Raw genomic sequence first — 15,741 nt, 5'->3', positions numbered from 1 at the left:
TAGGTCACATGCCTTTCGAGACGAGGCTTGAATAGAGGGCAGCGTAGCGTTCGGCGCTCTTCTCCCAGGAGACATCCGATTTCATGCCTTGCTTTTGCAATTGGGTCCAGAGTTTTCGGTCCGCGTAAAAATGCATCGCACGGCGGATTGCCTGTAGCATGCCCGTTTCGGTCACGGGTGAGAATTGTATGCCGGTTGCTACTTTCGCCGCAAGTGCGGCGTGATTGGCGTCGATCACGGTGTCGTTCAATCCGCCGGTGCGGGCGACGATCGGCACGCAGCCGTAACGCAGGCCGTAAAGCTGGGTGAGGCCGCAGGGTTCGAAGCGCGACGGGATGATGATGGCGTCGCAGCCGGCCTGCATCAGGTGCGACATCGGTTCGTTATAGCCGATCGACACGCCGATCCGGCCGGGATGGCGGCTGGCGGAGGCAAGCAGCGCGCCTTCGAGCGCTGCTTCGCCGGAGCCGAGCACGACGAGTTTGCCGCCCATGGCGACGATCTGGTCGGCGACGTTGGCGACGATATCCATGCCCTTCTGCCAGGTGAGGCGGCTGATGACGCAGAAGATCGGCGCATCGTCATTGTCGAGGTGGAAGAACTCGGCGATCGAGCGGCGGTTTTCCTCGCGGTTCTTCAGCGTCGTCGGGCCATAATGGGTGTGGACGACGGGGTCGGTCGCCGGGTTCCAGACATCGGTGTCGATGCCGTTGACGATTCCATGCAAATCGTCGATGCGGGTGGCGATGACGCCTTCGAGCCCCATGCCGAATTCCGGCGTCAGAATTTCGTCGGCATAGGTGGGGCTGACTGTCGTGACCGCATGGGCAGTCTGCAGGCCGCCCTTGAGGAAGCCGACGGTGCCGTAATATTCGATGCCGTCCATGGCGAAGGCATGACCTGGCAGACGCAGACCGGCAAAAATCTCCGGGCCGAACTGGCCCTGGAAGGCGATATTGTGAATTGTCAGCACGCTCGGCAGTTCCGGGGTCGGATAATAGCGCATGTAGACCGAGGTCAGCGCCGCCTGCCAGTCGTGGGTGTGGACGAGATCCGGCCGCCAGCCGGGCAGCAGTCCGGCGCCGATTTCGGAAGCGGCAAGCGACAGGGCGGCGAAACGGCGCCAATTGTCGGGATAATCCTTGCCAAGCGGATCAAGATAGGGACCGCCCGGCCGCTCGTAATAGGCGGGCGCGTCGAGGACGAGCAGATCGAGACCCTCATGTTCAACCTCGAGCACGGTCGCCCGCTCACCGAGCAGGTCCGGGAATTCGAGTCTGACGACAGGGTCGCGAATGACCTTCATGACGGCGGGGTAGCCGGGCAGGAGGGTCTTGGTCTCGACCCCGAAGGCTTTCAGAGCAATTGGCAGGGCGCCGGACACGTCGGCCAGACCCCCTGTCTTGATCAAGGGGAAGACTTCGGACGAAACCGAAAGAACTTTCATACGTCAGATATCCAGCTTGTCGATCATCGGTTGGGTGATCAGGCAGATGCCCCCTTCCGACCGCCGGAAGCGTTTGGCGTCGAGTTCGGGATCCTCGCCGACGACCAGCCCTTCTGGAATGACGACACCATGGTCGATCACGACGTTCTTGAGCTGCGCCCGCCGTCCGATCTTCACATTCGGCAGGATGACCGCCCCTTCCAGCTTGGAAAAGGAATTGGCCCTGACGCCGGTGAAGAGCAGGCTTTTGTTGAGGCTGGCGCCTGAGATGATGCAGTCGCCTGACACAACCGAGGAGGTGGCCGAACCGCGGCGGTCGTCGTCGTCATGGACGAACTTCGCCGGCGGGGTGATCTCGGCATAGGTCCAGATCGGCCAGGACTTGTCGTAGATATCGAGCTCCGGGACGATGGCCGTCAGATCGATATTGGCCTGCCAGTAGGCGTCGATCGTGCCGACGTCGCGCCAGTAGGGCTCGTGCTCGAAATCGGAGCGGACACAGGATTTGGCGAAGCGGTGGGCGACGGCCTTCCCGTTTTTGACGATATAGGGGATGATATCCTTGCCGAAATCGCGGCTCGATGTCGGGTCGGCGGCGTCGCGGCGCAGCGCATCGAGCAGGAACTTGGTGTGGAAGACATAGATGCCCATCGACGCGAGCGCGAAATCCGGCTTGTCGGGAATACCGGGGGGATCCGCCGGCTTTTCGATGAAAGCGAAGATCTCATCCTTTTCGTTGACATGCATGACGCCGAAGCCGGTCGCTTCCATGCGCGGCACTTCCAGGCAGCCGATCGTCACGTCGGCGCCGGAATCGACATGCTGCTGGAGCATGTATTCATAGTCCATCTTGTAGACATGGTCGCCGGCGAGAATGACCATGTATTCGACGCCGTAATCCTCGATAATATCGATGTTCTGATAAACGGCGTCGGCGGTGCCTTCATACCATTGCGTTTCGGAAACGCGCTGCGAGGCAGGCAGGATGTCGAAGCTTTCGTTTCGCTCCGGGCGGAAGAAGTTCCAGCCGCGCTGCATGTGGCGGATCAGCGAATGCGCCTTGTATTGCGTCGCGACGCCGATGCGGCGAATGCCCGAATTCAGCGCGTTGGACAGCGCGAAATCGATGATGCGCGCCTTGCCGCCGAAATAGACGGCGGGCTTGGCACGCCGGTCGGTGAGTTCCTTGAGACGGCTCCCCCTGCCGCCCGCCAGAACGTAAGCCATTGCGTCGCGGGCAAGTGGCTGAATACGCTTCTCTACCATTTTCTCCTCCCACCAGTCTTAATTTTCAGGTTCAAGCATTATTGTCGCCAAGGGCGGCAGCGTGATCGAGCAGGTGATATTGCCGCCGGCATCGACGGCCTGCACGCGCCCGCCATTGCCCTTCCCGCTACCGCCATAGATGTCGGCATCGGTATTCAGAATCTCCCGCCAGCGGCCTGCGGAAGGCAGGCGTAACAAGTAGTTCTCGCGGTAGACGGGAGTAAAGTTGGTGATGACGACGATCGGCTTCTGGCCCGGCGCCTTGCGCTGCCAGGCGAAGACGGAATTCTCGCCGTCGTCGGCAATCAGCCATTCGAAGCCGTCGCCCTCGCAGTCACGCTCATGCAGGGCGGGCTTGCTGCGATAGGTGAAGTTGAGGTCGCGCACCAGGCGCCGCATGCCCTCGTGCATACGATATTGCAGCAGGTTCCAGTCGAGCGAGCGATCCTCGCTCCATTCGCTCCACTGGGCGAATTCCTGGCCCATGAACAACAGCTTCTTGCCGGGATAGCCCCACATGTAAGCGTAGTAGGCGCGCAGATTAGCGAACTTCTGCCAGTCATCGCCCGGCATCTTGGCGATCAGCGAGCCTTTTCCGTGAACGACCTCGTCGTGCGACAGCGGCAGGACGAAATTTTCCGAATAGGCATAGAGGAGGCCGAAGGTGAGCTCGTTATGATGGTGTTTGCGGTGCACCGGGTCGCGCTTCATATAGCTCAGCGTGTCATGCATGAAGCCCATGTTCCATTTGAAACCGAAGCCGAGCCCGCCTTCATGCACGGGTTGCGAGACTTTTGGCCAGGAGGTCGATTCTTCGGCGATGGTCATGACGTTGGGGTGCTGGCCGTAGATGCGGGTGTTGAGGTCCTGCAGGAAGCGGACGGCTTCGAGGTTCTCGTTGCCGCCATATTCATTCGGAATCCATTCGCCGTGCTTGCGGGAATAATCGAGGTAGAGCATCGAGGCGACGGCATCGACGCGCAGGCCGTCGAGATGGAATTTCTCGGCCCAGTAGAGGGCATTGTTGATCAGATAGGAAACCACTTCGGTGCGGCCGAAGTTATAGATCGCCGTGTTCCAGTCCGGATGGAAGCCCTTGCGCGGGTCTTCGTGCTCGTAGAGCGCCGTGCCGTCGAACCAGCCGAGGCCGTGTTCGTCGGTCGGGAAATGCGCCGGTACCCAGTCGAGGATGACACCGATGCCCACCTTGTGGCAGCCGTTGACGAAGCGGGCGAAGCCTTCTGGCTCGCCGAAGCGGGCAGTCGGCGCATAAAGGCCGGTCGTCTGGTAGCCCCAGGAGGGGTCGTAGGGATGCTCGGTGATCGGCAGAAATTCGATATGGGTGAAACCCATGTCGACACAATAGGGGATGAGGCTGGAGGCAAGTTCGTCCCAGGACAGCATGGTGCCGTCCTGCCGGCGCTGCCAGGAGCCGGCATGCACCTCATAGATCGAGATCGGCTGTCGGCGCTTGTCGGTTTCGCGCCAGTGCTTCAGATGGGCCTCATCCTCCCAGACCTGCTCCAGCTCGGCAGCGGCGATCGAGGCGGTCTTGGGTCTGAGCTCGCTGCGGCGGGCGAAGGGATCGGCCTTCAGCGGCAGCAACACGCCGTCGTGGCCGCGAATCTCGAACTTGTAGGCGACGCCGAGCGGCACATCCGGAGCGAAGATTTCCCAGATGCCGCTGTCGGCGCGAAAGCGCATGACATGGCGGCGGCCGTCCCAACCGTTGAAATCGCCAACCACGGAAACGCGCTGGGCGTTCGGCGCCCAGACCGCGAAGTGGATGCCCTGCGCGCCGTCATGCTTGATGAGATGGGCGCCCATCTTGTCGAACAGGCGCAGATGCGAACCTTCACGGGCGAAATAATCGTCCATCGGCCCAAGCACCGGCCCGAAGCTGTAGGGGTCGGTGACTGCCCATTCGGCGTCACCGCGCCGGGCGCGGTAGCGCACCGGCTGCAGCTTCGCGAGCGAAACCGGCCCGGCGAAGAACCCGTCGGCGTGGAGCTGATTCAATTCGCCGATGATGCCGCCATCGAGCGTCATGGCTGTCACTTCCTCGGCACCCGGGATGAAGCACCGGGCAACGAAAGCGTCGCCGGCTTGGTGCACACCTAGGATGGCAAAGGGATTGGAATGCGAGCCGGCAAGGATCGCCGTGATTTCATCTGCCGAAATTTCCCAGGAAAGCTTTACTTCAGGGAGGGTTTTCGGCGGTTTCATCCGGCTCTCCAGATTTCGTCTGCATATTGCCTGATCGTACGGTCGGAGGAGAACCAGCCCATCCGTGCGGTATTGTTGATCGTCTTCGTGTACCAGGCCGCCTGGTTGGTCCAGATCTGGTCGACGTCGCGCTGGGCCTGGGCATAAGCGTCGAAATCGGCGGCGACCATGAACCAGTCATGCGAATAGATGCCATCGATCAGCGCCGTGTAGCGATTACGGTCATCGGGCGAGAAGACGCCGGAACCGATGGCTGAGAGCGCCTGGGAGAGTTCGCGGGAGCCTTCGATAATGGCGCGGGGATTGTGGCCATCACTGCGGACCTTGGCGACCTCGTCGGCCCTAAGGCCGAAGATGACGATGTTATCCTCGCCGACATTGTCACGCATCTCGACATTAGCGCCGTCGAGCGTGCCAATCGTCAGCGCGCCGTTGAGGCCGAACTTCATATTGCCGGTGCCGGAGGCTTCCATACCGGCGGTCGAAATCTGCTCGGAAAGGTCGGCGGCGGGAACCATGACCTCGGCGAGCGAGACATTGTAGTTGGGCACGAAGACGACCTTCAGCAGGCCGCGCACCGACGGGTCGTTGTTGATGGTGCGGGCGACGTCGTTGACCAGTTTGATGATGAGCTTGGCGTTGTAATAGCTCGGCGCCGCTTTGCCGGCGAAGAGTTTTACGCGCGGCACCCAGTCCAGTTCCGGATGCGAGCGGATCTGGTCGTAAAGCGCGACGGCTTCGATGATGTTCAGAAGCTGGCGTTTGTATTCATGGATGCGCTTGATCTGGATGTCGAACATCGCCGACGGATCGAGCTTCACGCCCATGCGGCTAGCGACGAGATTGGAAAGGGCCACCTTGTTGGCCCGCTTCACTGCGGCAAACTTCTGCTGGAAGCTCGGGTCCGAAGCATGGGCCTCGAGCGGGCGCAGCTTCTCGGCGTCATCGAGGAACTCATCGCCGATCGCCTCGCGGATCAGACCGGTGAGGCTGGGATTGCACTGCTGCAGCCAGCGACGCGGCGTTATACCGTTGGTCTTGTTGTTGATGCGCTCGGGGTAGAGCTTGTGCAGGTCGGCGAACACCGTGACCTTCATCAGGTCGGTGTGCAGGGCCGAGACGCCGTTGATCGAGTGCGAGCCGATGAAGGCGAGATTGCCCATTCGCACGCGGCGGTCGCCGCTTTCCTCGATCAGCGAAATCGAGCGGATTTCGCTGTCGGAGAAGTTCTTGCCCTTGCGGGCATCAAGCAGGATCTTGGCATTGATCGCGTAGACGATCTGCATGTGGCGCGGCAGCAGGCGCTCGAAGAGCGGAACGGGCCAGCTTTCCAAGGCTTCGGGCAGTAGCGTGTGGTTGGTGTAGGAAAAGGTGCGGTGGGTAATATCCCAAGCCTGGTCGAAATCCATACCGTGCACGTCGCAGAGCAGGCGCACCAGTTCGGCGACCGAGACGGCCGGATGGGTGTCGTTCAGCTGAATGGCCACCTTGTCAGGCAGCGAGGTGAAATCGTCATATTGCTGCAGGTGGCGGCGAAGAATGTCTTGCAGCGATGCCGACGAGAAGAAGAACTCCTGGCGCAGGCGCAGTTCCTGGCCGGCAGGGGTGGCGTCGGCGGGATAGAGGACGCGGGTCAGGCTTTCGGCCTTGTTGCTTTCGCGCAGCGCGCCGATGTGGTCACCGGCGTTGAAGGCATCGAGCAGGATCGGGTCGATCGGCTGCGCCGACCAGAGGCGTAGCGTGTTGACTCGTTTCCCTCGCCAGCCGACGACCGGAGTGTCGAAGGCGGCGGCGATGACACGCTCGGCCGGTTTCCAGACGTAGCGCGGCTGGTCGTCATGGGTGGTGATGAATTCGACAGAGCCCCCGAAACCGATTTCATAGGAGCTCTCGCGGCGCTCGAATTCCCAGGGATTGCCGTGGGCGAGCCAGTTCTCGGGCAGTTCCACCTGCCAGCCGTCGGCCATCTGCTGCCGGAATAGGCCGTGGACGTAACGAATGCCGTAGCCATAGGCCGGAACATTGACCGTCGCCATGCTCTCCATGAAACAGGCGGCGAGGCGGCCGAGGCCGCCATTGCCGAGCGCTGCATCCGGCTCCAGGCCGGCAATGACATTGACGTCGACGCCGAGCGAGGCCAGCGCATCGCGAACCTCTTCCATCAGGCCGAGATTGGACACGGCATCGCGCATCAGCCGGCCGATCAGGAATTCGAGCGAAAGATAATAGACGCGCTTGGCGCCGGTCGCATAGACCTCGCGTGTGGAGGCCATCCATTTGTCGATGATACGGTCGCGCACCACCAGGATCGTCGCCGTCAGCCAGTCATGCGGCTTTGCCACCTTGGCATCCTTGCCGATGCGATAGGTCAGACGTTCGATGATTTCCTCAGCGAGAATTTCCGGCCTTGAGCTTCGGGGAGCGGGAGAGGGGATAACCGGCTTGGAAACGGTATTCATGGTCAGATCTCGCCAATTTTAATTTGGTATCAGGCTGTTATGTCTGATTTAATCGATTTGTCGCCTGTGCTTGCGACAGTTTATGCATCGTTAGGAAGCACTTGCAACAAAGGATTTGGACAAACGAAAAAATTGCGAGAGCTTCATAATCAGATCGCCGAGGAGGGTTGATTTCAATCGCCTTTCCCGATCGGACGGGTGGGCTATCGATAATGAAAAGCCGCGCCGGTTTGTTCCGGCGCGGCTTTTCATTCGGTTCCTCGCCGGCATCTCAGTTCGTCAGGCGCGTCACCTGTGCGGAGGCCTTCGCTCCGATCGCTTTGAACGCTGCGAGGAGGTCTTCCATTTTTTCGGCCTGGAAATAATGGGAGTCGTCGGAGGCACAATAATGCAGCAAGGCCTGTCCGCCCGCCGGCGCCATGAAGGCGATCGTATAGATCTCGATGCCCTTGGATTTGGCAGTGTCGCATGTTGCCTTGGTCAGTGTGTCATATGAACGGCCGCCGCTGCTATCGTTGTTATTGTCGCCGTCGGTCATGAAGACGATGTACTTTTTGGGTATTTGGCCAGTCTTCAGCTTATGGGCGGAATCTTCGGCGTCATTCCCCGCAGCATTCTTTGCCGTCAGGGACGAATAGGCCGTGTTCATCGCGCCGCTCGAATTAGTGCCGCCATTCGCCTGAAGTGCGTTGACATAGCTCGAGGCCCCAGAAGTTCCCCAGGCAAGAGTGCTGGGTGTATATTGAACGATATCGTAAGATACTGCGCCGGTGCGCACGTATTGGGCGTTGGGATCTGCGCTGTTCAGCTGGCCGAAGAGATTGCCGGCGGCGATCTTAAGCGCCTCGATCTTGGTGTAGTAATTTGTGCGGCTACCGGTGCATTTGTCGTAAACCCACTTATCATTCTTGCTGTTGTAGTGGAGGTTGCAGTCGTAGGTGTATGATTCCGTCGGAACATCCTTATTAACGGTCGCGGTATCCTCTCCCATCGATCCCGATTTATCGAGCGCCAAATACATCGAGATGGAGCCCTGAGTCTGCGAATGGCCGCCGACCGTCGAGCCGGACGTCGAAAGGTGTTGCGTGGTGAAACCGACCGCTTGCATCAGCGGATTGACCTTCAGGTCGTAGCTTGGCGAAACCGTTACCTGATAGGATGTCGAATTTCCCGACGTGTTTGTCTGCACGGTAACGCCAGTCGCGCTTTTAATGTCGACGCCGCTTTGCAGATAATTCGCCATTTGCCCGGCGACAAAATTCCGCGCAAAGGCTTCGGCCTCAGAGGTTTGGATCGTGCTATTCGCTAGCGCGGTGGCGGTGGCAAGCGCCGCCGAATCGGCCGCCTCCTGCAATTGCTGCTTGGAGAGCAGCATATCTCCGACCTGAATCGCCAAGCCGGCGGCGCCGAGAAGAACCGGCGCCAAAATCGCCGTCATAATTCCGAAATTACCGCCTCGATCGCTGAACATGCGACGCAGGCAGGGATGCAAAATGGAGGTGCTCATCATGTTCACCCAACTGGAAACCCTGTGGGATGATTAACGCACGCGGCTTCTTTATGCAGTCCTTACCGCGTCAATAGAATTTTAACGAATCGGCTAATTTTTCCAATTTTGGGATCATTTCAGCGGAATGACGTCAACCGCCTGAACGGCACGTTGGCCGCCATAGCTTTTCAATACACCGATGACGGGGACGACGTCGGAATAGTCCCGGCCATAGGCGACGACGATATGGTCCATGCCGGCGGGGATGTTGTTGGTCGGGTCGAGTTCGATCCAGCCGATCGTCTCGCCGCACCAGACCCGCACCCAGGCATGCATCGCGTCCGCCCCTTCGAGCCTTTCCTTGCCGGGGGGCGGAATGGTGCGCAGGAAGCCGGAGACGTAGCCGGCTGGAATGCCGAGGCTTCTGAGCGCCAGGATCATGACGTGGGTGAAATCCTGGCAGACGCCGCGCTTCAGCCTAAACGCTTCGAGTGGGGTCGTGTCCACTGCGGTTGCGTCGGAATCGTAGGTGAAATCCTTATTGATGCGGGCGCAGAGCGCATGGGCGATCTGCATGGCTGTCAGCTGGGGCGTGACGCAGCTTCGTGCGTAATCGCCAATCTCGCGCGTCTGCGTCAGGCGCGGGCTGTCGCCAAGAAAGTGATGCGGCGAATCCGGTGCAAGTGACCAGACGCCGGATATTTCCTCGGGCAAGTCGGCAAGCAGCGGCGAGAAATCGGCGGCGATCGGCTGGCTTTCGACCTGCACACGGGCCTGCATGCGAATGTCAAGCGTCTCATGCGGCGTCCGCAGCATGAAGGAAGTGGCGGGATGCTGAAAGAAATCGACGAAATGAGACTGCTCGTCCGGCGTCGGCGAGATGGTGATCGAGCCGGCGACCAGGCGTTGCCGGTTGCTCAGCGACAGCGGCATCAATCGCATGATATGGCGAGCGCCGGAGGCCGGCACGTCGTAGCTGTAACTCATGCGGAGCGAGAGATCGTAAAGCACTGCCATCAGCCGAGATAGGTCTGGGCGAGCAGATCAGAAAGCTGCTCCAACTCGCGTTCGAGCCGCTGGTAGACCTCTATCCCCATGCCCTCCGGCGTCATTACCGCCAGACCGGAATGAAGCCGCATCGCCTCGCGGTAGAAGGGCGACATCTGCCCATTGATCAAGGCGTTCGGCAATTGCTCGACCTCATGATGGATTTCGTTCACCTGGAAGAGGACCGAGCGCGGATTGAGGGGGTCGAGCGCCAACAGGTCGGTGACGGTCAGCCTTGCTGTATTGACGTTGTAGCGGCGGCGGTGAGTCATGACGCTGTCGCCGATCTCGAGCAGCATGTCGAGCGCGCCGTCGGGCGCTTCCGGGCCGGACATGTGGCCGAGCAGGCGCGTCATGTGCAAGCCGCGCTCGATATAGCGGCCGAGGGAGAGGAAACGCCAGCCCATGAAGCGGTACATGTTCTCGTGCACGAGGCCGGCAAAGCCCGCGAGCTTGCGCAGGAGGATCGTCATCGCATGGCTGGCGTCATCGCCGGCAGTGACGGTGGCGTGAAAGCGGCGGGCGGTTTTGGCGAGATCGTTGAGGGCGAGCCAACCATCGGGCGAGAAGCGGTCGCGGATGTTGCTGGCGGAATAGACGGCGCTGTCGATGTTGCGCAGGAGCCTCTCGGGCACGGGCTCGGCGGTATCGATATCGACGGCCGCGAGATAGGCGGAGACGTCTGCGAGCAGCGGCTGGCTCGGATCGGCGGCTTCGGCATAACGCGCATGCCAGGCGCGCAGGATCCGCAACGCCCCTTCGGCGCGTTCGATATATCGGCCGAGCCAGAACAGATTGTCGGCCGCCCGGCTCGGCAGGCTGCCCGGCATGTTGCGGGTGAAGCTGCCTTCGGCCGGCAGCAGGGTGTGGCGCTCGACCGGCTTGTCGCTGACGATCCAGACGTCGGCGGCTGCTCCGCCGGACTGCATGGCGATCGCCGAGACGTCGGCGCCGGAGCCGATGCGGGCAAAACCGCCGGGCATGATCTGCCAGCCGTTTGCCGTGCGGGCAGCGAAGACGCGCAGCGACATCGGCCGCGGCATGAGTTTGCCGTTCACCCAGGCGGGCGTCGTCGACAACGTGACGACTTCCTGACCGACCAGTTTCTGACCGTCCGAATTCAGCCAATTGGCGATGGAATCTTTGGCCGTTGCCCGCAGCGACGAGCCGAGCACGGATTCGCCGTTGTCGTCGAAGAAGGGCGCACGGGAATAGGCCGGGCCGATCACCATTTTCTCGATATTCTTGGCGACCTGCTCGCGCTCTTCCTTCTGGCCGCACCACCAGGTGGCAATCGACGGCAGTCTCAGATCCTGCCCGAGCAGATGCCGGCAGATGGTCGGCATGAAGGCGAGAAGCGCCCGGGTTTCGAGAATGCCGGTGCCGAGCGCGTTGACGATGGTGACGCTTTCGGCACGCAGCGCTTCCACGAGACCGGGCGTGCCGATATGCGAATTCTGGTTCAGTTCCAGCGGGTCGGCAAAGGCCGAATCGAGGCGGCGCCAGAGCACGCCGATCGGCTTCAGGCCGGCGACGGTGCGGACCATCACGCGGCCCTTGACGACGGCGAGATCCTCGCCCTCGAGCAGCATGAAGCCGAGATAGCGGGCAATGTAGGCGTGTTCGTAATAGGTCTCGTTGGCAGGACCTGGCGTCAGGACGGCGATGCGGTCGTCGCCTGAATGTTTCATGTCCTGCAGCGCATCGCGGAAGGCGCCGAAGAACGAGGCGAGGCGGTGGACGGGCGTTTCGGCATAGATGTCGGAGAAGGCGCGGGTCGTCGCGACGCGGTTTTCAAGCGCGAAGCCGGCGCCGGAGGGAGCCTGGGTGCGATCTGCCAGCACCCACCAATTGCCGTCGGGCCCGCGGCCGATTTCGAAGGCGCAGAAGTGCAGATAGTGGCCGGATGCCGGCCGGATGCCGGCCAGCGGGCGCTGAAATTCGGGATTGGCGGCGATCAGCGCCGGCGGCAGGAATCCTTCCTCGACCAGCCGGTTCTCGCCGTAGATATCGGCAATGATCGCCTCCAGGAGGTCGGCGCGCTGGACGAGGCCTGCCGACAGCGCCTGCCATTCGCGCTCGTCGATCAGCACCGGGATATGCGAGATCGGCCAGGCGCGTTCGCCGGCTCCCTTGCTGCCATAGGCACGGTAGAAGACGCCGGCGTCTCTGAGGTAGCGGTCGGCGCGGGCGAAACGCTCCGCGAGATCCTTTTCCGGCATTGCGCCGAGATGCGAGAGGAAACGCTGCCAGACGGGGCGGACCGCGCCTTTATTGTCGACCATCTCGTCGGCGGTGCCGGGAAGCGGCGCATAGCCGAAGGCCGCATCCTTGCCGATGCTGCTCTCCGCCTCTTGCCTGCGCTCCACTGCCGGTCTCTTACCCATCAAACCCAACCTCACCCTCGGCCTCTGCCCCCGGGTCTCAAATGCCGGCAGGCCGCCTCAGATCCAGCGTCAGCGGGAATTCCGGCGAACCCGTCTCGGCGCGCGGGATGAAACCGCCCGCAGTATGCCCCCACGGCTCGAAGCGGGCCAGCCGCCTTGCTTCCGCCTCGTTGCCGTTGACCGGGAAGGTGTCATAGGTCCGGCCGCCCGGATGGGCAACATGATAGATGCAGCCGCCAATCGAACGCTTCGACCATGTATCATAAATGTCAAAAGTCAAAGGTGTGTTGATCGGCAGCACCGGATGCAAGCCCGAAGCCGGCTGCCATGCCTTGTAGCGGACGCCGGCGACCGATACGCCCGACGTGCCGGTCGGCGTCAGCGGCAGGATGCGGCCGTTGCAGGTGACGGTGTAGCGCGCGGTATTGCTGGTTTCGAAGCGTACCTGCAGGCGTTCGACGGACGAATCGACATAGCGAACCGTGCCGCCGATCGCGCCTTGCTCACCCATGACGTGCCAGGGTTCGAGCGCCTGACGCAGTTCCAGCTTCGATCCTTCATAGTCGACCTCGCCGCAGAAGGGGAAGCGGAATTCGAGCTGGGCCTTGAACCATTCAGGGCTGAGATCGAAGCCGTTTTGACGCAAGTCCGCCAGCACATCGAGGAAGTCGGCCCAGACATAATGCGGCAGCATGAAGCGGTCGTGCAGCGAGGTTCCCCAGCGCACGAACTTGCCGTCGGCCGGTTTCATCCAGAAGCGAGCGATCAGCGCACGCACCAGCAGCTGCTGGGCCAGCGACATGCGGGCATTCGGCGGCATTTCGAAACCGCGGAACTCCACCAGGCCGAGGCGGCCCGTCGGGCCATCGGGGGAGAAGAGCTTGTCGATGCAGATTTCGGCGCGATGGGTATTGCCGGTCACGTCGATCAAGAGGTTGCGGAACAGGCGGTCGACGAGCCAGGGCAAAGGCTGCCGGCCGCGGCCGGGCGCCGGGATCTGCGCCAGTGCGATTTCCAGCTCGTAGAGGCTGTCGTGGCGGGCTTCATCGATGCGCGGCGCTTGGCTGGTCGGGCCGATGAACAGCCCGGAGAAGAGGTAGGAAAGCGAGGGATGGCGTTGCCAGTGCAGAACGAGGCTCTTCAGCAAATCCGGGCGGCGCAGAAAGGGGCTGTTGTTCGGATTGCTTCCGCCGACGACGACATGGTTGCCGCCGCCCGTGCCGGTATGGCGGCCGTCGATCATGAACTTGTCGGCGCCGAGACGGCTCTGGCGGGCCTCCTCGTAGATGGCAGTGGTGATGTCGACCGTCTCTTTCCATGTCGAGGACGGATGAATGTTGACCTCGATGACGCCGGGATCCGGGGCGACGCGGATGACGTTGATGCGCTCGTCTTGCGGCGGCGGATAGCCTTCGATGTGAACGGCGAGACCGAGAGCGGCGGCCGCTCGTTCGGTCGAGGCGATGAGATCGAGATAATCTTCGAGCGTTTCTGTGGGCGGCATGAAGACGCAGAGGCGGCCGTCGCGCGGCTCGACGGAAATCGCGGTGCGGACGTGGCCGCCGATCTCGTTCAACGATTGAGGTGCCGCCGGTTGCTGGCCGGTGAAGGGCTGGAAGTGCGCGGCCTGTAGCGGACGCCCGCTATCCTCGCCGAAATCCGGCAGTTCCGGGCGCTGCACAAACGGATCGAGCGGGTTGATATAAGGATATTGCGAGGGCGGGATATAGGCGAGCGAATTGAGCGGCAGACGATAGCCGACCGGGCTGTCGCCCGGCACGAGGAAGATGCGGCCGCGCCGCGTCGACCATTTCTCGCTCGTCCAGGTGCGGCCGCTGGCGCGCGCGTTCCAGGCCTGAACAGGCAGGACATAACCGGTCGGGCGGGTCAGTCCGCGATTGAAGACACGGGCGATACGGCTGCGCTCCTCGGCGTCCTTGAGCTTGGAATTCGCCGGATCGACATTCTCCGGCAGGTTCGCTTCCTTGGTGAGCCATTCGGCGGGATCCTCGAAGGCCGGCGCGACATATTCCGGGGACACATCCAGCTCGCCGGCAATCGCCGTGAGCAGCCGGCCGGCATCATCCTCCGTGACCTCATAATTGCGGCCCTCGGTGGCGACGAGATTGTCATCGGACCAGATCGGCAAGCCATCTTTGCGCCAGTAGAGCGAGAAGGTCCAGCGCGGCAGGCTTTCGCCCGGATACCATTTGCCCTGGCCGTAATGCAGAAAGCCGTTCGGGGCGAAGCGGGTGCGAAGCCGGCGGATGAGCGCGTCCGCCTTTTCGCGCTTGGTCGGGCCGACCGCCTCGGTGTTCCATTCGGCGGATTGAAAATCGTCGATCGAAACGAAGGTCGGCTCGCCGCCCATGGTGAGGCGCACATCCTCGGTTTCGAGGATACGATCGACTTTCTCGCCGAGTTCGTTGAGTTCGTTCCAGCTGTCATCGGAGAAGGGCTTGGTGATGCGCGGATGCTCGGCAACGCGCGAGACCTTCATATCGAAGGCGAATTCGGTTTCGGCCTCGCCGAAATAGCCGCCGGAAATGGGGGCAGCGTTGCGGTAATGCGGCGTCGCTGCAAGCGGGATATGGCTTTCGCCGGTCAGGAGGCCGGAGGTCGGATCGAGGCCAACCCAGCCGGCACCCGGCAGATAGACCTCGGCCCAGGCATGCAGGTCGGTAAAATCGACTTCGGTCCCGGAGGGGCCATCGAGTGCCTTCAGGTCAGGCGTCAGCTGAATGAGGTAGCCGGAGACGAAGCGCGCGGCAAGGCCGAGATGGCGCAGGATCTGGACGAGCAGCCAGCTGGTGTCGCGACAGGAGCCTTTGGCGTTTTCCAACGTCTCTTCCGGCGTCTGCACACCGGCTTCGATGCGGATGACATAGCCGATCTGCCGCTGCAGGCGGGCGTTCAAACCGACGACCATATCGATCGTCGGCTGGCCCGGCGACCAATCGAGCGTCGGCAGCAGTGCCTTGAGACGCGGGCCGGCGGGCTCCGGCGTCATGTAGATCGACAGATCCTCACGGATGGTTTCAGGATAGTCGAACGGCCATTTTGTCGCCTCCTCCTCTACGAAGAAATCGAAGGGATTGTAGACCGTCATGTCGGCGACCAGGTCGACCTCGATCTTGAACTCGGTCACGGGATCGGGGAAGACGTAGCGGGCGAGGTAATTGCCGTAGGGGTCCTGCTGGAGATTGACGAAGTGGTTGGAGGGCGTGACCTTCAACGAGTGGCTGAGCACCCGCGTCTTCGAATGCGAGGCCGGTTTCAACCGGATGATCTGTGGGCCGAGGCGGACCGGTTTGTCGTAGGTATAATGCGTCAGATGATAGATGCTGGCTTTGATCGACATATTTCTCTTTTTATCCGGCGCGCATCATTGTGCGGCTTGCTGTTCCCGAAGTCAGTGTG

General features: G+C 61.6%; 8 protein-coding genes. All 8 read right to left on the bottom strand.

Annotation, left to right across the window (positions count from 1 at the left end; all coding sequences use genetic code 11):
- Positions 1 to 4: 4 nt before the first annotated feature.
- The 8 genes from glgA to NXC14_RS19090 all read right to left on the bottom strand — a co-directional run bounded on the left by glgA (position 5) and on the right by NXC14_RS19090 (position 15,682).
- Entirely contained in the window at positions 5 to 1,447 is a 1,443-nt protein-coding gene (gene glgA, locus NXC14_RS19125; protein WP_085779473.1) for a glycogen synthase GlgA, read from the bottom strand.
- A 3-nt stretch (positions 1,448 to 1,450) separates the two neighbouring features.
- Positions 1,451 to 2,713, bottom strand: a complete 1,263-nt coding sequence (gene glgC / locus NXC14_RS19120; protein ID WP_085779472.1) for a glucose-1-phosphate adenylyltransferase — start codon at positions 2,711 to 2,713, stop codon at positions 1,451 to 1,453.
- Positions 2,714 to 2,731: 18 nt separating this feature from the next.
- Positions 2,732 to 4,939 carry a 1,4-alpha-glucan branching protein GlgB gene (gene glgB, locus NXC14_RS19115; RefSeq protein ID WP_085779471.1) on the bottom strand — a complete coding sequence of 736 codons (2,208 nt, stop codon included), beginning with the start codon at positions 4,937 to 4,939 and terminating at the stop codon, positions 2,732 to 2,734.
- On the bottom strand, positions 4,936 to 7,398 hold the full coding sequence (locus NXC14_RS19110; protein ID WP_085779470.1) for a glycogen/starch/alpha-glucan phosphorylase: 2,463 nt from the start codon (positions 7,396 to 7,398) through the stop codon (positions 4,936 to 4,938). Before NXC14_RS19110 ends, glgB begins: the two co-directional genes overlap by 4 nt.
- A gap of 271 nt (positions 7,399 to 7,669) precedes the next feature.
- The gene (locus tag NXC14_RS19105; protein WP_085779469.1) at positions 7,670 to 8,905 is read right to left on the bottom strand and encodes a pilus assembly protein; all 1,236 of its coding nucleotides are present in this window, start codon (positions 8,903 to 8,905) and stop codon (positions 7,670 to 7,672) included.
- A gap of 114 nt (positions 8,906 to 9,019) precedes the next feature.
- Positions 9,020 to 9,907, bottom strand: coding sequence for a transglutaminase family protein (locus NXC14_RS19100; protein ID WP_157131433.1), 888 nt, complete (start codon positions 9,905 to 9,907; stop codon positions 9,020 to 9,022).
- Entirely contained in the window at positions 9,904 to 12,321 is a 2,418-nt protein-coding gene (locus NXC14_RS19095) for a circularly permuted type 2 ATP-grasp protein (RefSeq protein WP_085779467.1), read from the bottom strand. Before NXC14_RS19095 ends, NXC14_RS19100 begins: the two co-directional genes overlap by 4 nt.
- 37 nt (positions 12,322 to 12,358) lie before the next feature.
- On the bottom strand, positions 12,359 to 15,682 hold the full coding sequence (locus NXC14_RS19090) for a transglutaminase family protein (protein WP_085779466.1): 3,324 nt from the start codon (positions 15,680 to 15,682) through the stop codon (positions 12,359 to 12,361).
- Positions 15,683 to 15,741: the final 59 nt, after the last annotated feature.

The sequence above is a fragment of the Rhizobium sp. NXC14 genome, assembly GCF_002117485.1.
GTDB lineage: Bacteria > Pseudomonadota > Alphaproteobacteria > Rhizobiales > Rhizobiaceae > Rhizobium.
This window is presented reverse-complemented; position numbering and strand designations above follow the sequence as displayed.